This window comes from Burkholderia sp. LFS061, from assembly GCF_047978125.1.
GTDB lineage: Bacteria > Pseudomonadota > Gammaproteobacteria > Burkholderiales > Burkholderiaceae > Burkholderia > Burkholderia pyrrocinia_C.
On record NZ_JBFPFS010000006.1, the window covers coordinates 76,164 to 97,742 of the forward strand.

Here is a 21,579-nt window from a genome sequence, read left to right on the forward strand (position 1 = left end):
ATGAACCTCCTGTACTGGCTCGATCCGTGGGAACCGTCGCCGACCGTCGTCATCGCGGTGCTGACGGCTGCCGTGCTGTTCGCGCGCGGCATGAAGAAGGCGAAGGTGTCGCCGCTGCGGCAGTTCTCGTTCTGGTTCGGGCTGACGGCACTCTACATCGCGCTGCATACGCGGCTCGACTATTTCTTCGAGCACGAGTTCTTCCTGCACCGCGTGCAGCACCTCGTGCTGCACCACCTCGGGCCGTTCTTCATCGCGCTGTCCTATCCGGGCGCGGCGATTCGCGCGGGCATCCCGTTTCGCTGGCGGCAGCGCTTCGTGCGCCCCGCGCTCGCGTGGGCGCCCGTGCGCGCGACGCTCGACGTGGTGTTCCATCCCGTCGTCGCGGTCGTGCTGTTCGTCGGGCTGATCTATTTCTGGCTGCTGTCGCCGATCCACTTCATCGCGATGCTCGACTGGCGCCTCTATCGCGTGATGAACTGGAGCATGGTGATCGACGGGCTGCTGTTCTGGTGGCTCGTCGTCGATCCGCGCCCCGCGCCGCCCGCGCGGCTGTCGCCCGGCCGCCGGATCCTGATCGTCGTCGCGGCGATCCCGCCGCAGATCGCGCTCGGCGCGCTGATCTTCTTCACGCCGCACGAGCTGTATCCGATCTACTCGATCTGCGGCCGCGCGTTCACGTGGCTGAGCCCGCTGCGCGACCAGCAGATCGGCGGCCTGCTGCTGTGGATTCCCGGCTCGATGATGAGCGTGATCGGCGCGCTGATCGCGCTGCGGCACTGGCTGCGGCTGTCCGCGCGCGGGCGCCTGATCGGCGAACGGGCCGTGCAGCGCGCGGACCAGCCATCGGTGGCGCGCACCGCGCACTGACTGCCGGGCGCGTCGCGCATCACGCGCGCGTGCTGCTCATCCACACGTGCGGGATACCATCCTCGTCGTGCACGTCCGAACTCGGCGTGAAGCCGAATGCGCCGTAAAAGCGCTGCAAGTGGGCCTGCGCATGCAGGCTCACGGGCGTATCCGGCCACTGCGCGCGGATATGCTCGAGCGCGCGCGACAGCAGCCCGTTGCCGAGGCCCGCGCCGCGAAACGCGGCGGTCGTCAGCACGCGGCCGATGCGCACGTCGGTGTTCTGCGCATCGGGCAGCAGCACGCGCAGATAGCCGGCCAGACGGCCGGCCGGATCGTATGCGGCCAGGTGCCACGCGGCCTGGTCCGCATCGTCGATGTCGTGATACACGCAGTTCTGCTCGACCACGAACACCGCGCTGCGCGCTTCGAGGATCGAGTAGATTTCGCGCGCCGTCAGCGCGTCGAAGGATTTCCAGCGCCAGTCGAGATCGGCGGCGCTCGGGGATGCGGCGGGTGCGGATGCGTTCATGTGCGGTCCTGATTCGGGCGCGCCGGCCGGCGCGCGGCAACCGCTGATTATGCCTCGAAGCACGCGCGACCGTCCGCCCGCGCGTAACGCCCGCGCGCAAAAAAGGCCCCGCATTGCGCGGGGCCTGTCCGTCATGCCGGCATCTTGCCGAAGCGGCCACTGTTGAAATCCTCGATCGCGGTACGGATCTCCGCTTGCGAGTTCATCACGAACGGCCCGTAACCGACGACGGGCTCGTCGATCGGCTCGCCGCTCAGGATCAGCAGCTTCGCGTCGCCGTTCGCTTCGATCTCGACGTCGCGGCCGTCGCGACCCAGTTGCACGAACTGCGCTTCGCGGGCGACCGTCTCGCCGTTCACCTGCACCGTGCCGCTCAGCACGACCACCGCGAGCGTACGCCCGTCGGCGACCGGGAACCGCGCATGGCCGCCTGCCACGAGCCGCACGTCCCACACGTCGATCGGCGTGTGCGTGCGGGCCGGGCCGCGCCGCCCGTCGAGTTCGCCCGCGATGATCCGCGCACGCCCCGCGCCGTCCGGCAATTCGACCACGGGGATGTCCGCGTTCAGCAGCGTCTGGTAGCCGGGTGCGCCCATCTTGTCCGCGGCGGGCAGGTTCACCCACAGCTGCACCATCTCGAGCGGGCCGCCACGCTTCGTGAATGCCTCCGAGTGGAATTCCTCGTGCAGGATCCCGCTCGCGGCCGTCATCCACTGCACGTCGCCCGGGCCGATCACGCCGCCCGCGCCGGTCGAGTCGCGGTGCGCGACTTCGCCGTCATAGACGATCGTCACCGTTTCGAACCCGCGATGCGGATGCTCGCCGACACCGCGCGGAGCCGAAGCCGGCTCGAACGTCGCGGGGCCCGCGTAGTCGAGCAGCAGGAACGGGCTCAGGTGCGCGCCGTGAGACTGGTAGCTGAACATCGAACGCACCGGGAAACCGTCGCCGACCCAATGGCCGCGCGGCGCACTGTACACCCCCTGGATCTTCTTCATTGCCCTCTCCAAATTGCGGCGAAACACATGTTTCGCATCCTGAGCATGAATATAGAGGTGGAACGATCGATCCGGTAGACTGCCAAAATCGCACTCAGCGTTCCATTTCATGAACGATAAAGAACGAGATCTGAACGATCTCTACTATTTCGTGCAGGTCGTCGAGCATGGCGGCTTCGCGCCGGCCGGGCGCGCGCTGGACATGCCGAAATCGAAGCTGAGCCGTCGCGTCGCACTGCTCGAGGCGCGGCTCGGGATGCGGCTGATCCAGCGCTCGACGCGCCGCTTCACGGTCACCGACGTCGGCCAGACCTATTACGCGCATTGCCGCGCGATGCTCGTCGAGGCCGATGCGGCCGACGAGGCGATCGCGCTGCTGCACGAGGAGCCGCGCGGCATCGTGCGCGTCAGTTGCCCGATCGTGCTGCTCGATTCGCTGGTCGGCGCGATGATCGCCGCGTTCATGGCCGAGTGCCCGCGCGTCGAGATCCACCTGGAAGCGACCAACCGGCGCGTCGACGTGGTCGGCGAAGGGATCGACGTCGCGATCCGCGTGCGCCCGCCGCCGCTCGAGGACAGCGATCTCGCGCTGCGTGTGCTGGCCGAGCGCGGCCAGTGCCTCGTCGCGAGCCCCGCACTGCTGCGCGAACATGGCGTGCCGGCCGTTCCCGCCGATCTCGCGCGTCTGCCGAGCCTCGATCACGGCGTGCCGCAGTCCGCGCACGTGTGGCGGCTGCGCGGGCCCGACGGCGCTCAGGCCGAAATCCATCACCAGCCGCGCTTCGTGACGGGCGGCATGCTCGCGCTGCGCGCGGCGGCGGTCGCGGGCGTCGGTGTCGTGCAATTGCCGACGATGATGGTACGCGACGAGGTCGCGCACGGCGAACTGGCGACCGTGCTGCCGGACTGGGCGCCGCGCCGCGAGATCGTGCACGCAGTATTCGCGTCGCGGTGCGGGCGCTGCTCGATTTTCTGGCGGAGCGGTTTGCCGGGCTCGAGCCCGATTGAGCGCACCGCGTCACACGCAACCGCACGCTGCAGACCGCACGCGCGTGCCGTAGACTGCGGGACGCGCATCGCGCATTTTGCGCATCGCGCATGTTCACAACCCCTATCGCTTTCCCGCCATGTTCACGCTGTCCAACGACCCCACCGCCTCCAAGGCCGATCAATATGCGACGCTCGTCGAGCAGGCACGCGCGCTCGTCGAGTCCGAACGCGACCTGACCGCGAACGCGGCGAATTTCTCCGCGCTCGTCTACCACTCGCTCGACCGCCTCAACTGGGCCGGCTTCTACTTCTTCGACGGGGCCGAACTCGTGGTCGGGCCGTTCCAGGGCAAGCCGGCGTGCGTACGGATCGCGCTCGGCAAGGGCGTATGCGGGACGGCCGCGCAGACGCGCGAGACGCAGGTCGTGCGCGACGTGCATGACTTCCCCGGCCATATCGCGTGCGATGCGGCATCGGAATCGGAAATCGTCGTGCCGCTGGTAGCCGGCGACGGCACGCTGATCGGCGTTTGGGACGTCGACAGCCCGGTCGCCGCACGCTTCGACGATGAAGACCGCAAAGGGATGGAAGCGCTGTGCCGCGTGTTCGTCGAACACGCATGGCAGAAAGCGCGCGGTTAAGCCGCGTTCTCGCGTCACGCAACAGGCAACCGCAGTCGCGGGTGAATCGTGCCGCGCGACCTCGAACGAAACAGGCCCTGCTGCGGGGCCCGTTCATTTGCACCGCTGCGCCGCTGCGCCGCCTGACGCGGCGCACTGCACGCGTCAGGCCACGTGCGTGCCGGAAAGCGCCGCAAATGCCAGCGGCTTCGCATCGTCGGTCAGCACCTCGAAGCCCGTTTCCGTCACCACGACCATGTGCTCCCATTGCGCGGACAGCGAATGGTCCTTCGTGACGACCGTCCAGCCGTCCGGCAGCACGCGCGTGTCGCGCTTGCCCGCGTTGAGCATCGGCTCGATCGTGAAGATCATCCCCGGCCGCAGCGGCACGCCGGTGCCCGGACGGCCGTAGTGAAGCACCTGCGGCTCGTCGTGATAGACGTCGCCGATGCCGTGCCCGCAGTACTCGCGGACCACGCTGAACCCTTCGCGATGCGCGACCTGCTGGATCGCGTAACCGACGTCGCCCAGCGTCGCGCCCGGACGCACCGCACGGATACCCGCGTGCATCGCTTCGTAGGTTGCCGCGACGAGACGCCGCGCGAGTTCGCCCGGTTCGCCGACGAAATACATGCGGCTCGTATCGCCGTACCAGCCGTCCTTGATCACCGCGATGTCGAGGTTCACGATGTCGCCGTCACGCATCGGGCGTGACGATGGAATGCCGTGACAGACCACATGGTTGACCGACGCGCACAGGGTCTTCGGATAGCCGTGGTAGCCGATGTTCGCCGGTATCGCGCCGAGCACGTCGACGATGTATTCGCGGCAGCGCGCGTCCAGTTCATCGGTGGAGACGCCAGGCTTCACATGCTCGGCGATCATCGTCAGCACCTGCGACGCGAGCTTCGCGGCCTCGCGCGACTTGGCGATTTCCGCGGTGCCGCGGATCGGGATTTCGCGCTTCGCCATTACGCCACCTGCTCGATGCCATGCGCGACCGGCTCTGCCGGAGCCACATCGCCGCCCCGCGCTTCGGCCTCGATCAGCATCCGGCAGATGTCACCGTACGACAGCGCCGGATTGAGTTCCGCCAGCATCCCGACACGCAGCCAGTGTTCGGCCTGTGCGTTGATCGACCGACTCAACGCCGTGCTCGTCGAGCGCAGCCGTTCGTGCATGTGCTCGGAAATCTTGATGATGCCCATATATCCCCAATTAAACGAAACGTAGTCGATTCGTATATTACGCTGCGCGTGACTGCCGGGCAAGGCGTTCGGAGGCCATCGCGCCATCGGTCGGCCGCCGCCAATGCACCGTTGACACCGAATTCCAGTTTGCTGGAGAATCAATCCATCATGCAAGAATCAGTGACGACCGCTGCCGACGATACCGGCATCAACGAGCGCATCGCCCGGCGCGTGCGCGATCTGCGTACTGCTCGAGGCTACACGCTCGATGCGCTGGCCGCGCGCTCCGGCGTCAGCCGTTCGATGATCTCGCTCATCGAACGCGCGTCGGCCAGCCCGACGGCCGTCGTGCTCGACAAGCTCGCGGCAGGTCTCGGCGTGTCACTGGCCGGGCTGTTCGGCGGCGACCGGGACGACACGCCCGCGCAGCCGCTGGCACGGCGCGCGCAGCAGGCCGAATGGCGCGATCCGGCGTCCGGCTATGTGCGGCGCAACCTGTCCCCGCCCGGCTGGCCGTCGCCGATCCAGCTCGTCGAGGTCGATTTCCCGCCCGGCGCGCGCGTCGCGTACGACAGCGGCGGACGCGAAAGCGCGCTGCATCAGCAGATATGGATCATCAGCGGCCGCGTCGACGTCACGTTCGGCAGCGAGCTTCACGAACTTCACGAAGGCGACTGTCTGGCCATGCGGCTCGATCGGCCGCTGATCTTCAGCAATCCGTCGTCGCATGCCGCGCACTATGTCGTCGTGATCTGCGATGCATCCGCGGCCGGCGCGCGGAGCGCGTGATGCGCGCGCGTGTGCGCAACCCGTTCAAAACCAACCGGAGCCGTTATGAATTCCCCGAAACAGCGCGACGACGTGCGCCTGATCGATTGCAGCGAGGCCGAGCACGCAGCGGCCATCCTCGAGATCCTGAACGACGCGATCGTGAATTCGACCGCGCTGTACGACTACCGGCCGCGCCCGCCGGAAGCGATGGTCACGTGGTTTGCAACGAAGCGCGCGGGCGGTTTTCCGGTCGTCGGCGCGGTGGACGCGTCGGGCACGCTGCTCGGCTTCGCGAGCTGGGGTACGTTCCGCGCGTTCCCCGCGTACAAGTACACGGTGGAACACAGCGTCTACGTGCACCGCGACCAGCGCGGCCGCGGGCTCGGCGAACTGCTGCTGCGCGAAGTGGTCCGGCGTGCGCGCGAAGCGCAGGTGCACGTGCTGGTCGGCTGTATCGATGCAACCAATGCCGGGAGCATCGCACTGCATACGAAACTGGGATTCGTGCACTCGGGCACGATCACGGAGGCGGGATTCAAGTTCGGCCGCTGGCTCGATGCGGCGTTCTATCAGTTGAAGCTCGAAACGCCGGCGCAGCCGGTGGATGGCTGATCGCCCGCTTGGCCGTTGCATCCGCAACGGCCAAGCGGGGCTTTTGTGTTATCGAGGCCACCAAACCATGGGTCACCGAGGAGTCCGGTTTCCATCAAGCCGTGGGCTGGAAGGTAGCGACCTTGTTCCGACCGGTTGCCTTTGCATAGTAGAGCGCCTCGTCGGCCGCCTTGATCACGGCGCTCGGCTCACCCTCCTGATCCGGCGCCCAACTCGCCAGTCCGATACTGGCGGTGACGCGCCCGTATTCGCTTCCGGCGTGCTCGAGTGCCAGTTCGTCGATTGCCGCGCGAATCCGCTCGGCAATCTGGGCTGCCCCCGTCTGCGGGGTATCGGGGAGCAACACCACGAATTCCTCCCCGCCGTAGCGAGCCGCGGTATCTACCGGCCGGCGGATGTTTTCGCCGATGCAGCGTGCGACCGCTGTCAACGCGTCGTCGCCCGCCTGGTGGCCATAGATGTCGTTGTAGGCCTTGAAGCGGTCAACGTCGACGAACAGCAGCGAGAAAATGGAACTGGCCCGCCGTGCGCGACGCCATTCCCGGTCCAGCACTTCGCCAAAGCTGCGGCGATTGTTCAGGCCGGTGAGACCGTCGGTGCGCGCCAGCAGCACAAGCTCGGATTCCGCACGCATCCGGCGCCGCAGTTGCGCGCCGAGCATGAAGGACAGCGCAATAAACGCGGCGCCGAACGTCACCACAAGCGCACCGATCGTCACGGCGCGGTGCGACCACGCCGCATAGATGTCCTGCTCGGCTTCCGCAACCATGATGATCAGCGGCAGCGTCGGTAGATGCTTGAAGTAGTAGAGACGGCGCACGCCGTCGATCGACGACGTTTCCGAGAACGAGCCCTCCGGGGCGGCTCCGAACCGTCGAAAGGTTGCCGCCTTGCTGATGTCGCGGCCGATGGTACGGACATCATATGGCTGGCGCATGACCATGACGCCATCCTTGCCGATCAGGGACATCGAGCCATGCTGCCCCAGCGACAGCCCCGCGAACAACTGGTGGAAATATTCGAGGTTGACTGCAATCAGCGCGATGCCGGCAAACGAACCGTCAGGATTCGAGATTCGCCGCGACAGCGCAATGCTGAGCATGCCGCTGCGCAGGCGCGACGCGAACGGATCGCTGACATAGAGCCCCACGTTTGGGTTGTCGCGGTGAACGGTGAAGTACTTGCGATCGGCGAAATTGCCCTTGCGCGGAACATCGTTGGCCGAATCCAGAATGATGTTGCCGTCGGCATCGAGCACCAGTTGCGAACCGAGAAATTGCGCGGTCATCGAGTTGTCGAACAGCACGCCCTGCCGCAGGGCCGGCGAAGCAGCCATCACGTCGGGCCGCTGCAGGCCATGGATCAACGCCTGCAAGGACAGATCGTAGAGTTCGAAGTTGCGCTCGATGTCGCGCTCGGCCATCAGGCCGAGATTTCGCGAGGTCTCGCTGGCGCGCTCCAGTGCGTCGTGGCGGCTCTGGAACAGTTGCAGCACGCACAGGCCCATCAGCGCGCAGGCGATCACGATGCCGACTGCCACAATGGAGTAAGGTGCTGCCGTCCGGGGGTGCATGGGTCTCCTTACCGCATAAGTGTGCGCCCGCGCCGGGCGTGGTTTCCGCATACTAAATCGGACAGGCACATTTGCAAGCGCAGAGCGAAACTGATCGAAAGGCGAACCTCGCGCGACGGTGTCGGAGCCGCCGGCAAACCCGGGTAGCAAAGTGACTTTATGTCCGACCCACGACAAGGCGTCACCCGATTCGATTGACGCGAATCGACGAGGCAAGCCTCGCCGACCATCGGACACCATCTCGATGTGAAACCCGTCGAAAGCGAGACAGAAAAAGAAAAGCCCCGCCAAAGCGGGGCTTTTCTCTTCCTACCTGGAGGCGCGAGCCGGAGTCGAACCGGCCTAAACGGCTTTGCAGGCCGTCATAACATTATATAAATCAAATATTTATTTAGATTAACCGCCTCATTTAACCATCAGGCAGCTGCGCATCGCCGCAACAGATACTGAATCGAGCAGGACTCGCGACATAGCGCAATGAGGGACCTCAACATCAATCACGGCCTGTTGACTGTTGAACTCATAGCTTGGACGCGCTCGACCACCGTCAATTGCGCAGCGGGCTTAGGTTGCGGGAATAGCGTATAGAAGCCGCGCGCATGGCCCATAGCCATCAGAATTCGTGCCAGCGTTTCAATACTGCCCACTCCGCTCAATTCAAACCGTTTGTACGTCCGAAGTGCCACGCCGGCCTTTTCGGCAAACGCCGCCTGAGTAAATCCACCGCGAACCCGCTCGCCACGTACCCGCATCGCTACGTACTTTCCGATGTCCCGTTCGCTGGCTGACTGTAAGAATTCAAGCTGTTGCTCTGGCGTCATATCAACGTGCCATTTTTGGCACCAAGTGTGGATAACCCTGCTCGCCAGCATAAGTGCTCTGGCACAATAAGTCATGAGCACAGGATATCCGTCGCAAAATTTCAACCGATTCGGTACATTTTTTGTCGCAACATCTTGCGGAACCGTGTCAGTTCTTGCTAGACTCCAGCCACAGGATTTTGTTAGGTAGACAGGAGAAAGAAATGGCACTCACCGCATTTGGCAAGGCCGTGCGGAAAGCGCGGGTCGATATTGGTCAAACGCTGTTGTCGATGGCTGCGGAGTTGAATACAACGGCGTCGTTTCTCAGCGCCATGGAAACCGGGCGCAAGAAAATTGGCGCTCAATGGATCGCGAAAATCGGGACGTTCTTTGAAGACAAGGGGCATCCGATCCCGGATCTGGAACAGTTGGCTGCGGTGTCCAACGAGACCGTTCCGGTTGACGGCTTGCCGCTTCAGCAACAGATGTTGGTGGCGGGTTTCGCGAAGTCGAGTTTTACGGCCGAGGAGCTGAAGCAGGTTGCTCAGTTGCTCGAAAAGATTAACAAACGGAAGAAAGAGTAACTATGCCGGACGCAGACAATCGACCGTATGTGATGAGAGGCAATCGAGTGGTACATCGATCCGCCGTAGAAATCGTTCAGAGCGCGGAGACGTTCTGCCGCCTGTTTCGCGTTAGCAGGAAGACGCGGCTGAATATCGCTCAGTTCTTCGAGTCGTTGTCAACGCGTTCGATTTGCATCGACCCGATTGAAGACGACGAGTGGCTGTTGTTCACGGACGCAATCTGCTCGCCGGAAACATTCACGATCCTCGTCCCCGAAAGCACGTATATCAAGGCATGCAGCGGGGACGAGACAGCAATCAGCACCATCTGTCACGAGATCGGGCACCTGGTGCTGGCACATAAGGCCGTCCTGCACAATGAAAAAAGTGCGAAACCGTCCCAAGGAGAGGACGCCGAATGGCAAGCCGATGCCTTCGCGGATTACCTGATGGCACGGATGGGCCTGACGCCGAGCACACAGTTGACGCTCGATTTTCGCGACGACGAATAAAAAGGCCTCAAGCGTTGGCGCGCAGGAGGCCTTGAAGAAGCTTTCAAAAACGTGGCACTCAACGATCTCATGAGTGAAACGTCTTGGTGTTGCTGTGTGAGAGCAGCGATGGTATGCCTTGTTAGGCAGGATTGTCAACATCAAGTTCCATGCTGAGGTCGCTGAGATAGGAGCCCAAAATGGCTACCAACAACAGCGAAGAACAGGTCATCTACCGGATGACCATCACGGTTAAGGGGCGGGTGATTCGGCGACCGAATGGCCAACCGTTCCGCATCGTGCTTCGCACTCCTAAAGCGAAGTAAACCGTAGAACCAGCGCAGGACTCAGGGAAGGCCTCTTCGGTAGCCTCCCCTGCTTTTGATGACCTAACTTGGAACGTGACATGTCAAAGAAGATTTTCGTTGAACGCCGCCCTGAGGGTGACTACGCAGTGCGCCGACCAAACTCCCAGCGGGCCAGCGACGTACTGCCTACCCAGCGAGAGGCAATTGAGCGTGCAAAGCAACTGAACAACGGCACTCCCCCGCTCGTCGAGCGCGTTCGGCATACCGACAAAGGTGGCCCCGATAAGTGGCGCAAGCCGTAAGAGTCATCGTGATGCTGTAGCTTGCATGCGACTCAGGATGTCGCCCGATCAGGGCGACGTCTACGCACCCCGTAGTTCAGGGGATGGAATGATAAGCGCAAGGCTTATCCAGCAAGGCTCCCGCCCCTTGCTGTAGCAAATCTGTAGCATGCAAAAAAGCCCGCTCGCAGCGGGCTTTCGTATTCTTGAATCTGCCAAATCGCTCCATCAAGCTGCTACGTGGGACGTAGCGACCTTGTTCCGCCCGGTTAACTTCGCGTAGTACAGCGCCTCGTCTGCGTCCTTGATCACCGCGCTTGGCTCACCGTCTTGATCCGACGTCCACGTCGCCAAACCAATACTGGCCGTCACGCGCCCATATTCGCTGCCGGCGTGCTCAAGCGCCAGATCATCGATCGCTGCACGAATCCGTTCGGCGATCTGCGCGGCTCCGGCCTGCGGCGTGTCCGGAAGCAGCACGACGAATTCCTCCCCGCCATAGCGAGCCGCAGTATCGACCGGGCGCCGGATGCTCTCGCCGATACAACGGGCGACCGCAGCCAGCGCATCATCCCCTGCCTGATGGCCGTAAGTATCGTTGTAAGCCTTAAAGCGGTCGACGTCGACGAACAGCAGCGAGAAGACGGAATGCGAGCGTCTGGCGCGACGCCACTCCCGATCCAACACCTCCCCGAAGCTGCGGCGATTGTTCAGGCCGGTGAGCCCGTCGGTGCGCGCAAGCAGCACCAGCTCGGACTCAGCACGCATGCGACGCCGCAGTTGTCCACTGAGCAAGATCGACAGCGCGATGAAAGCAGCGCCGAAGGTTGCTACTAACGCGCCGATTGTTACGGCGCGGTGCCGCCATGCTGCATAGATGTCCTGCTCGGCTTCCGCCACCATAATAATCAGCGGCAGCTTGGGCAGGTGCTTGAAGTAGTAGAGCCGGCGCACGCCGTCGATTGAGGCGGTCTCCGAGAACACCCCCTCTGGTGCGGATTTGAACCGCCGGAAAGTCGCGGCCTTGCTGATATCGCGGCCGACGATACCGTCCGTATACGGCTGACGCATCACCATGATGCCGTCCGTGCCGATCAGCGAAATCGAACCGTGCTGCCCGAGTGACAGGCCGGAGAAGAGTTGGTGGAAATACTCGAGGTTGAGGCCGATCAGCGTGATGCCGGCAAACGAGCCATCCGGGTTCGAGATGCGCCGCGACAGAGCAATGCTCGGCGTGCCGCCGCGCAGGCGCGACGCGAACGGATCGCTGACATAAAGACCAACGTCTGGGTTATCGCGATGGATGGTGAAGTACTTACGATCGGCGAAATTTCCCTTGCGCGGCACGTCGCTGGCGGAATCCAGGATGATGTTGCCCCCAGCATCGAGCACCAGCATCGAACCGATGAATTTGGCACTCATTGCGTGGTCGAACAGCACGCCTCGTCGCACCGCGGGCGCTGCCGCCATCACGTCAGGCCGCTGCAGGCCATGGATCACCTGCTGCAAGGACAGGTCGTAGAGTTCGAAGTTACGCTCGATGTCGCGCTCAGCCATCAGACCGAGATTGCGCGAGGTTTCGCTGGCTCGCTCGAGCGCGTCGTGGCGACTCTGGAACAACTGCAACACGCACAGGCCCATCAGCGCGCAGGCGATCACGGCGCCGACTGCCACGATCAAATAGGGGGCCGCCTTCCGAGAATGCATGGTCTCCTCATCGCAAAATGAGCCTCGCCAGACGCTGGGCCTTTTCCGCATACTAAATCGCACGGACATATTTGCAAGCGCAGCGTGATACAGACCGGAAATCCCAACTCATGCAATGCCGTCGAGCTACGAGGAAAACCCGACCAGCAAATAGCACCTATATGTCCGAGCGATGACAACATGTCCGCAGCCTCGGTAAACACTGGTTGACAGACCCGCCCCTCCGTGACGATCTACCGCTCTTCCGGAAGTGGTAAATTCATACGAAAATCACATCTACGAGAGAACATATGGCCCGAGCCATGATCTGCGTCGGCGACACAACGACGCATGGCGGCCGCGTGCTGGAGGGCAGCGCGACCGCGACCATTGACGGAAAGCCCATTGCTGGCGTGGGGCACAAGGTACTTTGCCCGCAGTGCAAGGGAGTCTTTCCGATCCTGCCCGCCACGGGGCGGCGATACCCGCACACCTTTGATGGACGAGAAACCGCCATCGAGGGTATGAAAACCGCGTGCGGAGCGACGCTGATCGCCTCGCAGTCGTCCGCCACACTCGACGACGTCGGATCTGGCGAAGCGACGACAGGCGGCGCAGTTTCGGCCGTCGCCGCTACTGCAGCAGCGCTTGCCCCCTCACCGACGCTCTGCCTCGAATGCCTGAAAGCTGCGGCCGAGAATGCCGCGACGATGATCGCGCGCGGGTAGGACATGACCGAAAATTCGATCGAAGCATTCTTCTTCAAGCGGCAACAGCAGTTGACCATGCAGGTTCACCTGTACGCCCTTGTCGACGGCCTTCTTTACGCCGACGCGGCCAACGGTTCACCACCGCCACGATCACAGTCGGCAGCCGCCCTGTTCGACAACACTCCCGACGCGTCGCTGGCCGATGCCGGACCGTGGCTAGTCGACTACGAGCGCGCGTCCGGCAATGTCCGCCGCACTCTTTCCACAATGGCCAGCAGCTCCACGGGCGTGTCCTGGCTGATCAGCGGATACCCGATTGAATCGCTCGCTGACGAGCTGCGCAGCCGCCTCGACGTACGCTTTCCGGACGGGCGCACGGCCCTGCTTCGCTTCTACGATGCCCGCATCATGGCCGACGTCGCGCCGCTGATGGAATTCACGCAGCGCATGCAGTTCTTCGTCTCGACATTCGACTGGCTCGTTGAAGTGAATGGAAAACTGAAGGGAGTACACCCGCATGCTTGAACTGACAAGCGAACAGGTCGCCGGCCTTGCCGGGATCGATGCACGCGGATATGTCGAGCGCGTCAGACAGGATCTCGTCAAAGCTGATCCGAAACTTGCCGATGACAGTACGTTGTCGACGCGGCTCTGGAACGCATACGTTGCCGCGCGACAGCTCGGTATCCAAGCAGATGCAAACGTCGAAGCGTTTCTCCACATCGAAGCGTACTCCCCGAGTTTCTATACGAAGCCTGCGACACGGACATGGCTCACTCGTCCCGGACGATCGCCGGACGAACGCTTTCACGACTACTTCCGCGTCATGAAATGGCGCATCGAACATCCGGAATACGACAGGAGATCAACAGATGGCGGGGTTCGCGGTACCGATAATCGAAGCAGCAGCGGCGGAGCTTGGGCCGGTATTAGCGCGAGCTGGCGTCGCCTTATTGGGCGGCCTGGGACTGGCGGGGACGGCGAGCCTGTCTAGCGATACGCCGAAGGACGAGACCAAGGCCAAGACGGACGCCAAGGCAGTGCCGCGCACCGGAGAAAAGTGCAAAAAATGCCCGCCGGAAGAATCTGGGCAGCCCCTCCGCAGAAACTATCACATGTCTGCACATGCTCGAAGCTACCAAGGCCGCATCACGGGGCGTCCGTATAGCGTCGAGGAAGGGTGGAGCGAGGAATGGGTGTGGCTCGGAACTGATTTCGACGGATTCTTGCCTGCCGAGTGCTTACTGCAAGAAGCAAAGTCACTTTATGCGAAGTTTTTCGAGCGCGACAAACACGGCGAACTTCAGCCGCGTGAATGGTTCGACGGTCACGAAGACCTTCAGAACGCCTTAATCCGCCAAGCAAAAAAGGTGAACGCAAACCCTCCAGCTCGCCTGAAATGGTACTTTGAAGAAGCTGATACGCGGGAGTTCATGCTTCCCTACCTGACCACCTACCGAGTACAGTCGGTCGTGCAACCGTAACCCGAGGCGAACATGGATTTCAGGCTTCAATTCAAGGACGCAACGCTCGATCCGATGAACTTCGAGCAGGCGCTATCTCGCATTCACGTCGTGACGACCGAGCTGTCTCAGATAGACCCAAAGTTCAGTCGCTGGTACGCACGCGGAAAAAGCCGCGACGAGGCGTTGCTCTACCCCGCGTTCGAAGACGGGGCACCATCAACAGCAATCCAAGCCGTACTGAAGCACAAGTTCGCAGCAGATCCAACGACAACATATGTGGCGTTATGGGACGGCAACGAAGGCGACGCGCGCGGCGCGACCCTCGCATGCCATCTCAATGAGGCAGGCACCTATAACTCGTTTGAGCTATCGATGTCGGACTCGGCAGTCCTCGGGAATCTTGATGCGATGCTCAGAATCTTGCGTTCCATCGTTACGGCGTTCAACCCGGCCTACGTCACGGTCTCCCCGCGAAGCTACGTGGCAAAGCAAGTTTTCGACGACAAACCCGGCGTCGGCTGGATGCTTTATCTGCCAACCGTCATAACACAGCAGCAGGTACCTGAGGCCCGCGAGATTGTTCCTGTCCCGGAGGCCGGCAAGACCCAGACTGGGACAATCATCGTCAGCACAATCGATGCTCCGTTCTCGATGCAGAATCCCGAGCACATCGAGACGGCAAATCGCATCGAGGTCCGGCTCGTCGATCAAGATCTCCTGCCCGCCTTTGCAGACCTGTAAGTGCAATGCCGGCGCGGTCCTTTGCGCCGGCATCATTGGTTAGAACAACCCTACAGGCTGCGCCGCGTCATCCCAACTGAAAATGATCAACTCGTTGCGTTCAGCGGCCCTACCGCCTCCACCAACGGTGTACTGAATCGGCACGGTCTCAATGTGAAACCCATCGAATACATGCCGAATGTCGGGATGGTCATTGAGGCTTACGATCGCACGCCCCTTGATCGACCGCAGGCGCTGCGCCATCTTCTCGTACTCTGCAAACGGAAACGCGACGCCATGCTGTCCGAATACGATCCGGGGAGCTGGAAGCCGGGTTCCACGTCGGAACTGAAATACACCGCCGAGCTGACCTACTACAAGGCCGAGATCGACGGCGCAGTGATTTGCGAAATCGACGTGCTGAACATGATCCGCATTATCGACGGCGTCGACCAACTCGCCGACGTGCGCAAGGCGCTCGGCATGTAGGAGCGTCGGCCGGCGGCAATGCCGGAAAAGTTACTTTTCGATAACCAGAAGGGGCGGTCCGTTGACCGCCCTTTGTCATTTCTGAGGTGCTGAATGGAAACCGTGAAGATCACGCTGAAGTATCCCGTCTCGTTCGACGGCGTTGTGCGCAACGAGCTGGTGATGCGCCGTCCGAAGGTGCGCGACATGCGTACCGCGAGCAAGCAGGCGCAGGGCGACGACGAGCTGCGCGAAATCGTGCTGTTCGCGGCGTTGGCTGAAGTCGCTCCCGACGATATCGAAGCAATGGACATGGTCGATTACGACGCCATGCAGCGTGCGTACGAATCCTTTCGATCCGTTCGTCCGGCTTCCGATCGAAACGGTGAAGGCGCTGGCTCGCCGGCTGATGAAGGAGTACGGGACGCAGCCGCAATCGGTTGACGACATGACGATCGACGATTTGTTGTGGTGGCTGACAGATTGAGCGAGGGCCGACATGGCACGGGATATTGCACTTGGCATCGTCATCGGCGGTGCGGTGTCGGCAACGCTCGGTAAGGCGTTCGCCGACACGAATTCGAAGATCGTTGGATTGCGCAAGACCGCCAGCGAGCGCGGCATGTGGCAGCGGCAGATCGGCGAGACGATCAAGCTGCAGGAGGAGTTTCGCCGCCTGCATCTTGCGGGTGACAGCGCAGCGGACGGGATTCGGCGCAAGCTGGACAACAACGTCCGTGCGCTGCGTGATGCGGGTTTCGAGGTCGACCGGCTCGATCGTGCATACGCCCGGCTCGGCCGGACGGTGCGGGGACTTGAGCTGAAGGCCGCAGGGCATGAGCGTCTTGCCGCTGGCCGAGAGGGCATGCGCAGTGCGGCGGGTGACGCAGTGAAGCTTGGTGCGGCAGTAGCCGTACCCACCGCTGTCTCCGCGCAGTATCAAGCAATCATCCGGGATATCGCCATCAAGGCCGGCATCGCGCGCACTGAGCAGGAGCGCGTGATGTCCGAGCGCATCCGCCGTGACGCGTTGTCGAACGGCATGGGACGCAACGAGCTGGCCGACGCCGTCAACCAGATGGTCGCCGCCGGGATGGACGTCGATCGGGCGCTGAACTTCGGCCCGGCCGTTGCGAAATTCTCGGTGGGTCAGGGGGCGTCGAGCGTCGAGACCGCGCAGATGATTCACCTTGCCGGTATGCCGACGCAACGCGTTGTAGATCGCGAACGCATCGAACACGTCGCCGCCCATCGAGTTGATCGCGACGACGATCGACGTCGCTGTCGCCGCCACCTCGTCCAGCTTCGTCACGAACAATTCAGCGTCAGTGCCCCAGAATCCGATGTCGCCGTAGATCCGGATCTCGACCACATTCCCACCCGCCGCGTTCGCTTGCGCACGGATATCCCACCACCGCTTCTTTCCTTTCATTCGCCATCCCCATTAGAAAGATCGCCCGCCCCGTCGACCGGATCGAGCGTGTCATATCGAATTCCGAGCCGGCGCTCGCGCGCGAGATCGTCCGCGTTCTCCTGATCGACCTGCTCCGGATCGTCACCACGCGAGAGCACTGCACCTGTCCGGCTCGCGAGCCCGGACCGGATCTCCATCCGCTTCGCCGTCACGTCCTGCACCGGATGGATATACGGCCAGCCCTGCGGCACCCACCGCACCCGCAGATAGTCGCGACGGCGTCGGTAGTAATCCGCCATCGGCATCGCGCCTGATAGTGCGCAGGCATCGACCCACCAGCGCCAGACCTTCCGGCAAAACTGGTGAATGAACACGTTCCACTGGAACTGCTCGATCGACCGCCGGAACTCGTTCAAGATCACCCGCAGCACGCGATCGCTCACGTCGCGCAGATCGCCCGTCAGGACTTCGTACGGCATGCCGACCGACGCCGCAGCAGCCATCAGTTGCTGACGCATGAAGGGGCCGTAGTCGGTCCCCGCGCCCGGCGGCTCCGCAAACTTGACGTCCTCGCCGGGGGCCAGCTCCTGCATGCTCCCCGGTTCGAGCGATACGATCGGCGAAAAACCGTCGACGTCGTACTGCATTTCGCCGCCGGTCACCGGATCGCTCATGAGGCCCGGCTCGGCGGGCGGCTTCGTGATGAATCCGGCAAAGAGGTTGCTGACCTCCTGCCGGAACAGCACCGCGTCGTCGAAGTTGTCCAGCGACTTGAGCCGCAGCAGGACGGTCGACAGCTCGGGAACACCACGCACCTGGCCGGGCCGCAGCGCGAGGAAAACGTGCGCGATCTCGTCGGCCGGCACACGAACGGTCTGCATGTTGGCCGTCGACGCACGCCCGTACTCGCCGGGATGACGCTGCAGCAGGTGATACGCAACGCGTCGACCGTCCGCATTGAACTCGACGCCGTTGACGATCTCGCCCCCGCCGGGCACGACCTCGTTCTTCTCCATCGGCAGCAGATCGCCTTCGAGAAGCCGGATCTGCATGGGGACCGCCAACCCTTCGCTAGGACTGCGGAACTGGCGACGAACCAGTACCTCGCCGTCACTGAAAAACGCCCGTGCGGCAAGCGTCTGCACACCCGCCATGTCGAATAGTTCGTCCGCGTCGATCTCCTCGCAGCTATCCTCCCAAAGTTGCTTTTGCATCTTTCGCACCGCGTCGTTCGGATGCTTTGGGTGCGCTTGAATACCGTTCCCGATCGTGTTCGATACGAGTCGTGCAATCGCCGTTTTCGCCCACGGATCGTTGCGAATCGCGTCGCGAGCGCGCGAGCGCAGCAGCGGCAAGTTTTGCGCCGCCGCCGCGTTCGGTCCCGCGCTCGACGCGCGCCACGACTTCGCCCGTGCGCCCGTCGTGCTCGCCGACTCATATGCCGCCGCCTTCAGCCGCGTCGGCACCACGAATCCGCGCCGCGCGAGTGACGGAAAGCCCGCCTTCATCGCACCCCCTTGCCGGCGTGGCGAATCCGGACGATCGACGAACGCCCGGCCGCGCCGTTCAGGTCGCGAATGATCTCGGTGCGTGCCTCGCGCAGCTCGCCGATCGAGCGATATTTCACGCGCCGGTCGGCATACTGGACTTCCAGCTCGCCCTTCGCGATTGCAGACTGGATGTTCTGCAGATCCTGTTTTGTGTATGCCATGCCATTCCCTCGTTTAGCGCCGCTTCAGGTACGTCGAGCGACCAACACGACGCCCCTGAATGCGCGAAACCCCGCTCGGGGGCGGGGTTTCGGTGGGTTTTGCTACTTGCGGCGACGGCCGCGGTGTCTCGATAATCTCAGGCACGTCCGGCGGATCGGGCGGTACCTCGGCCGGCAGCGCCGCAGGCAATGCCTCCAGCACCGGGACAGCATCGAACAGGGAGACCTGCGATGCACGATGCTGCTCGACCTGCCAGTGCGCCTCGGTCATCAGGTGCACTTTCACGCTACGGGCCGCGTGCAGCGCGTACCCTTCGCAGTCCAGCGCCTCGTTGCGCGGGCTGATCTTCTTCCACACGCGCTTACCGCCACGCGGCCCCGGCACCTTGACCTCCGCCGTGAGCTGCGACAGGTAGTCGCTGCGCATACCGCTATACCAGTGCATGCGGCCCGGCCCGTCGCCTTCGAGCTTCAGCCGGTTTTCGAGGATCAGATCCTTCGCGCGGCTCACGCCGACCATGTACGGCCGCAGTCCGTACTTCGCCGCCTTGCTGTTGTTGCGCGTCGAGTCGATCGACGCCTTCGGCACGCTGAAGATCTCCGCGTCGACGTTGCTACTGCCCTTGACGGCCATCACGTTGTAACCGGCCTGTTGCGCCGCGCGCACATACTTGTATACCGCGTCCGACGTCGCTCCGTCCGACGAGTCGATCGACGTTGCACGTACGCGCAACAACCAGCCGTTCTCATGCCGGTATGCGTGCGACAGTAGCATCGTCAACGCGCCCCATACGCCGCCCGTCATCGAGTCTTGCTGCTGCTCCGTCACGTTGCCGTAGATCTCGCCCCACAAGACGAGCCAGCTTTCCTCGCCACGCCCCCACGCACGCACGACGATGGCGAGCCGGTCGTGCTGCACGTCGACGCCGAGCGTCAACACCAGACCGCCGAGCGGCACCGTCAGCTCCGCGTATGGCAGCGCGCGTTGCGCGAGCACGTCCAGCTCGGGCAGATCGGTCTTGTACTTGTACGCGCGGCCCTGCGAGTTGTTCACGAACGAACGCATCTTCGTATCGTCGCCCTCGCGCAGCGCCTTGTCGGCCGTCAGCCACTTCTTGACCAGCTCGGCCATGTTCGAGCCGGGGAACGGCGACACCAGCTCGTTGATGCGGAAGCCGGCAACGCCGTGAAACGGTGCCGTCGCAAGCCATCGCCCGCGACGGACCGCACGAATGCGCGTCGCGTCGTCCCACAACGAGCCGCAATGCGGGCAGGTGTAGCGGGCCGTCTCCGGTTGTGCGCGGCCGTAGACCTCATGTACGACTTCGGCGCCCTCGGTCCACGTGACGTTTTCCCACGCCAGCTCATGCTCCTCGTCACAATCAGGGCACGGCACCAGATACACACGCTGATCCGATGCCGCGTAAGCCTGCTGGATGCGCGACAGGCCGTCGATGGTCGGCGTGCCGCCCAAGATCATCTTGCGTCGCCGGGCCGAGTAGCTCTTGTTCCGTTCCTCCAGCAGCGTGATCGAATCGCCCTGCTCGCGAACGTTCGTATTCGCGTCGTCCGGCTCCTCGACCGCAACGACCGGGGCCGGCGTCGACTTCACTTCGTCCGGCGCGTTCGACGTGATGAACTTCAGGAAGCCGCGTGCGAACGTCTTGTGATCCCACAAGTTGTTTTTGTCGCGGGCCGCATGAACCGGCAATTTCGCCGACAGGCGAGGCGTCACCTCGACCATCGGCTCGAACTTCTCCAGGTTGAACTTCTTCGCCGTTTTCTCTTTCGGGAACATGACGATCATCGGACACGGGTCGACATCGATCCGCTTGCCGATGTAGTTCAGCAGCACGCCGTCCGTCCACGCAACCTGAGCCGACTTCATGCACACGACCTTCTGCACGGTCGGATCGTCAAGCGCTTCATGCATGCCGAGCACCCATGGCGTGATGTTCGGGTTATAGCGGCCGGGGCTGGCTGATCCCTTCGCGCTCAACCTACGATGTTTGCGTGCCCAGTCCGTCGTCCCAATCCGCTCCGGCGGACGCAGCATCTTCGCGATCCGGCGAATCACCGCGTGGACTGTCTGGGTCGTATTCAGAAAGCTGCTCAAGGCATCCATATATGTGCTCGTTCAACCATTCGACGTCCACCTCGACGCCGTATAGCGTGCGCAGCTCCTGCACCAGCTTGTCGGACAGCGACAGCAGTTCCGTTTGAAATGCGCCGACCATCAGGCCGTACGCCTGTTCGAGCTGCACCGCATTGACGAGCTGCCCCTTCTTCTCGGCCAGCGTCAGCAGCTTGATTTCGCGATCGACGCGCTCCGTCATCGCCCGCTCGGCGACGAGATCGATCCCGGTCTCGCTGGAGCGGCCGGCCGCGACCTCGCGCAGGTGCCGAATGTAGGCGATGCGGATCTCGTCGATCGACACCGCGCGGTAATCGAGCCGGACCTTGTCGACGAACCGAGAAACCGCCGACTGGTCAAGGTCGAGATGGTCGGCAATCTGCTGCTGAGTCGGCATGAATATGACCCCCTATGGAAACTCGCCAGTAGAGAAAAAACGCGGGTGCGAGCCCCCGCGTGTGGCGATGCCCGCAGGGTCCCCGCCTGCTCAAAATGTAGGCAGACCCGCACTGATCGCGACATCGGCGGTCACGCCGTCGCCCGCTCGGTCCATCGCCCACACGACACGGTCCATCGCGTCGTCAAACACGAAGCACCGCGCGGTCACGCGCCCCATGCTTCGATCGTCATCCCACGTCGACCAGACCTCGCTCGGTCCGGCGCTCGTCGACTCGATTCGCATTTCA

26 protein-coding genes and 4 pseudogenes are annotated in these 21,579 nt (G+C 63.0%); 17 read left to right on the forward strand and 13 right to left on the reverse strand.

The window, feature by feature from the left end; translation table 11 throughout:
- The gene (locus tag ACNQQL_RS07270; RefSeq protein WP_347063712.1) at nt 1-870 is read left to right on the forward strand and encodes a cytochrome c oxidase assembly protein; all 870 of its coding nucleotides are present in this window, start codon (nt 1-3) and stop codon (nt 868-870) included.
- A 19-nt stretch (nt 871-889) separates the two neighbouring features.
- Here the strand turns inward: ACNQQL_RS07270 and ACNQQL_RS07275 are convergent, their stop codons facing one another.
- On the reverse strand, nt 890-1,381 hold the full coding sequence (locus ACNQQL_RS07275; protein ID WP_072435976.1) for a GNAT family N-acetyltransferase: 492 nt from the start codon (nt 1,379-1,381) through the stop codon (nt 890-892).
- A gap of 131 nt (nt 1,382-1,512) precedes the next feature.
- A complete protein-coding gene (locus ACNQQL_RS07280) occupies nt 1,513-2,379 on the reverse strand; it encodes a pirin family protein (RefSeq protein WP_072435977.1) in 867 nt (288 codons plus the stop codon).
- Nucleotides 2,380-2,488: 109 nt separating this feature from the next.
- On the opposite strand from ACNQQL_RS07280, the pseudogene ACNQQL_RS07285 reads away from it, so the two are divergent.
- A pseudogene (locus ACNQQL_RS07285) lies at nt 2,489-3,387 on the forward strand (LysR family transcriptional regulator).
- A gap of 119 nt (nt 3,388-3,506) precedes the next feature.
- Nucleotides 3,507-4,010, forward strand: a complete 504-nt coding sequence (locus tag ACNQQL_RS07290; RefSeq protein ID WP_072435979.1) for a GAF domain-containing protein — start codon at nt 3,507-3,509, stop codon at nt 4,008-4,010.
- Between the two features lie 144 nt (nt 4,011-4,154).
- On the opposite strand, the gene map is transcribed toward ACNQQL_RS07290, so the two are convergent.
- On the reverse strand, nt 4,155-4,961 hold the full coding sequence (map, locus tag ACNQQL_RS07295) for a type I methionyl aminopeptidase (RefSeq protein WP_175962316.1): 807 nt from the start codon (nt 4,959-4,961) through the stop codon (nt 4,155-4,157).
- Nucleotides 4,961-5,197 (reverse strand): ParD-like family protein, encoded by a 237-nt coding sequence (locus tag ACNQQL_RS07300; protein ID WP_034183118.1) that lies wholly within the window; start codon nt 5,195-5,197, stop codon nt 4,961-4,963. The genes map and ACNQQL_RS07300 overlap by 1 nt, the downstream gene beginning before the upstream one ends.
- Before the next feature lie 150 nt (nt 5,198-5,347).
- Here ACNQQL_RS07300 and ACNQQL_RS07305 point away from each other — a divergent pair, with 150 nt between their 5' ends.
- Both ACNQQL_RS07305 and ACNQQL_RS07310 read left to right on the forward strand, forming a co-directional pair.
- A complete protein-coding gene (locus tag ACNQQL_RS07305; RefSeq protein ID WP_204426035.1) occupies nt 5,348-5,968 on the forward strand; it encodes a helix-turn-helix domain-containing protein in 621 nt (206 codons plus the stop codon).
- Between the two features lie 45 nt (nt 5,969-6,013).
- Entirely contained in the window at nt 6,014-6,562 is a 549-nt protein-coding gene (locus ACNQQL_RS07310) for a GNAT family N-acetyltransferase (RefSeq protein ID WP_034183116.1), read from the forward strand.
- Between the two features lie 94 nt (nt 6,563-6,656).
- Here ACNQQL_RS07310 and ACNQQL_RS07315 read toward each other — a convergent pair whose 3' ends face one another.
- Both ACNQQL_RS07315 and ACNQQL_RS07320 read right to left on the reverse strand, forming a co-directional pair.
- Complete coding sequence (locus ACNQQL_RS07315; protein ID WP_347063713.1) at nt 6,657-8,135, reverse strand: sensor domain-containing diguanylate cyclase; 1,479 nt, start codon at nt 8,133-8,135, stop codon at nt 6,657-6,659.
- A gap of 497 nt (nt 8,136-8,632) precedes the next feature.
- Nucleotides 8,633-9,031, reverse strand: a complete 399-nt coding sequence (locus ACNQQL_RS07320; RefSeq protein ID WP_347063714.1) for a helix-turn-helix transcriptional regulator — start codon at nt 9,029-9,031, stop codon at nt 8,633-8,635.
- 128 nt (nt 9,032-9,159) lie between these two features.
- On the opposite strand from ACNQQL_RS07320, the gene ACNQQL_RS07325 reads away from it, so the two are divergent.
- The 4 genes from ACNQQL_RS07325 to ACNQQL_RS07340 all read left to right on the forward strand — a co-directional run bounded on the left by ACNQQL_RS07325 (nt 9,160) and on the right by ACNQQL_RS07340 (nt 10,605).
- Entirely contained in the window at nt 9,160-9,522 is a 363-nt protein-coding gene (locus ACNQQL_RS07325) for a helix-turn-helix transcriptional regulator (protein ID WP_347063715.1), read from the forward strand.
- A 47-nt stretch (nt 9,523-9,569) separates the two neighbouring features.
- Nucleotides 9,570-10,016 carry an ImmA/IrrE family metallo-endopeptidase gene (locus tag ACNQQL_RS07330; RefSeq protein WP_347063716.1) on the forward strand — a complete coding sequence of 149 codons (447 nt, stop codon included), beginning with the start codon at nt 9,570-9,572 and terminating at the stop codon, nt 10,014-10,016.
- Nucleotides 10,017-10,195: 179 nt separating this feature from the next.
- Nucleotides 10,196-10,321 (forward strand): hypothetical protein, encoded by a 126-nt coding sequence (locus ACNQQL_RS07335; RefSeq protein ID WP_261530093.1) that lies wholly within the window; start codon nt 10,196-10,198, stop codon nt 10,319-10,321.
- 80 nt (nt 10,322-10,401) lie between these two features.
- Nucleotides 10,402-10,605: a DUF2188 domain-containing protein gene (locus ACNQQL_RS07340; protein ID WP_347063717.1), complete on the forward strand. Its 204-nt coding sequence runs from the start codon at nt 10,402-10,404 to the stop codon at nt 10,603-10,605.
- Between the two features lie 207 nt (nt 10,606-10,812).
- Here ACNQQL_RS07340 and ACNQQL_RS07345 read toward each other — a convergent pair whose 3' ends face one another.
- Nucleotides 10,813-12,291 (reverse strand): sensor domain-containing diguanylate cyclase, encoded by a 1,479-nt coding sequence (locus tag ACNQQL_RS07345; protein WP_347063718.1) that lies wholly within the window; start codon nt 12,289-12,291, stop codon nt 10,813-10,815.
- Between the two features lie 290 nt (nt 12,292-12,581).
- On the opposite strand from ACNQQL_RS07345, the gene ACNQQL_RS07350 reads away from it, so the two are divergent.
- The 5 genes from ACNQQL_RS07350 to ACNQQL_RS07370 are packed head-to-tail and all read left to right on the forward strand — an operon-like array spanning nt 12,582 to nt 15,187.
- Nucleotides 12,582-12,998, forward strand: a complete 417-nt coding sequence (locus tag ACNQQL_RS07350; RefSeq protein WP_174379952.1) for a PAAR domain-containing protein — start codon at nt 12,582-12,584, stop codon at nt 12,996-12,998.
- 3 nt (nt 12,999-13,001) lie between these two features.
- Entirely contained in the window at nt 13,002-13,505 is a 504-nt protein-coding gene (locus tag ACNQQL_RS07355) for a DUF4123 domain-containing protein (RefSeq protein WP_347063719.1), read from the forward strand.
- Nucleotides 13,498-13,974 carry a hypothetical protein gene (locus ACNQQL_RS07360; RefSeq protein ID WP_347063720.1) on the forward strand — a complete coding sequence of 159 codons (477 nt, stop codon included), beginning with the start codon at nt 13,498-13,500 and terminating at the stop codon, nt 13,972-13,974. The genes ACNQQL_RS07355 and ACNQQL_RS07360 overlap by 8 nt, the downstream gene beginning before the upstream one ends.
- On the forward strand, nt 13,877-14,464 hold the full coding sequence (locus ACNQQL_RS07365) for a restriction endonuclease fold toxin 5 domain-containing protein (protein ID WP_416392559.1): 588 nt from the start codon (nt 13,877-13,879) through the stop codon (nt 14,462-14,464). The genes ACNQQL_RS07360 and ACNQQL_RS07365 overlap by 98 nt, the downstream gene beginning before the upstream one ends.
- 12 nt (nt 14,465-14,476) lie before the next feature.
- Entirely contained in the window at nt 14,477-15,187 is a 711-nt protein-coding gene (locus ACNQQL_RS07370; RefSeq protein WP_347063722.1) for an immunity 52 family protein, read from the forward strand.
- Between the two features lie 39 nt (nt 15,188-15,226).
- Here ACNQQL_RS07370 and ACNQQL_RS07375 read toward each other — a convergent pair.
- Nucleotides 15,227-15,466, reverse strand: a pseudogene (locus ACNQQL_RS07375) (hypothetical protein); the annotation flags it as partial.
- Here ACNQQL_RS07375 and ACNQQL_RS07380 point away from each other — a divergent pair.
- From ACNQQL_RS07380 to ACNQQL_RS07390, 3 genes and pseudogenes are all read left to right on the forward strand, one after another.
- A complete protein-coding gene (locus ACNQQL_RS07380; protein ID WP_347063802.1) occupies nt 15,464-15,655 on the forward strand; it encodes a phage major tail tube protein in 192 nt (63 codons plus the stop codon). The pseudogene ACNQQL_RS07375 and the gene ACNQQL_RS07380 sit on opposite strands and share 3 nt — an antisense overlap.
- A 93-nt stretch (nt 15,656-15,748) precedes the next feature.
- Entirely contained in the window at nt 15,749-16,078 is a 330-nt protein-coding gene (locus ACNQQL_RS07385) for a phage tail assembly protein (protein ID WP_347063723.1), read from the forward strand.
- Between the two features lie 55 nt (nt 16,079-16,133).
- Nucleotides 16,134-16,820, forward strand: a pseudogene (locus tag ACNQQL_RS07390) (phage tail protein); the annotation flags it as partial.
- On the opposite strand, the pseudogene ACNQQL_RS07395 reads toward ACNQQL_RS07390, so the two are convergent.
- From ACNQQL_RS07395 to ACNQQL_RS07415, 5 genes and pseudogenes are all read right to left on the reverse strand, one after another.
- Nucleotides 16,821-17,066: pseudogene (locus ACNQQL_RS07395) on the reverse strand (ATP-dependent Clp protease proteolytic subunit); the annotation flags it as partial.
- The gene (locus tag ACNQQL_RS07400; protein WP_105833217.1) at nt 17,063-18,556 is read right to left on the reverse strand and encodes a phage portal protein; all 1,494 of its coding nucleotides are present in this window, start codon (nt 18,554-18,556) and stop codon (nt 17,063-17,065) included. The pseudogene ACNQQL_RS07395 and the gene ACNQQL_RS07400, both read right to left, overlap by 4 nt.
- Entirely contained in the window at nt 18,553-18,759 is a 207-nt protein-coding gene (locus tag ACNQQL_RS07405) for a phage head-tail joining protein (protein WP_006497114.1), read from the reverse strand. Before ACNQQL_RS07405 ends, ACNQQL_RS07400 begins: the two co-directional genes overlap by 4 nt.
- A gap of 13 nt (nt 18,760-18,772) precedes the next feature.
- Nucleotides 18,773-20,815 (reverse strand): phage terminase large subunit family protein, encoded by a 2,043-nt coding sequence (locus ACNQQL_RS07410; RefSeq protein WP_347063803.1) that lies wholly within the window; start codon nt 20,813-20,815, stop codon nt 18,773-18,775.
- The gene (locus ACNQQL_RS07415; RefSeq protein ID WP_347063724.1) at nt 20,760-21,290 is read right to left on the reverse strand and encodes a MarR family transcriptional regulator; all 531 of its coding nucleotides are present in this window, start codon (nt 21,288-21,290) and stop codon (nt 20,760-20,762) included. The genes ACNQQL_RS07410 and ACNQQL_RS07415 overlap by 56 nt, the downstream gene beginning before the upstream one ends.
- Between the last annotated feature and the right edge of the window lie 289 nt (nt 21,291-21,579).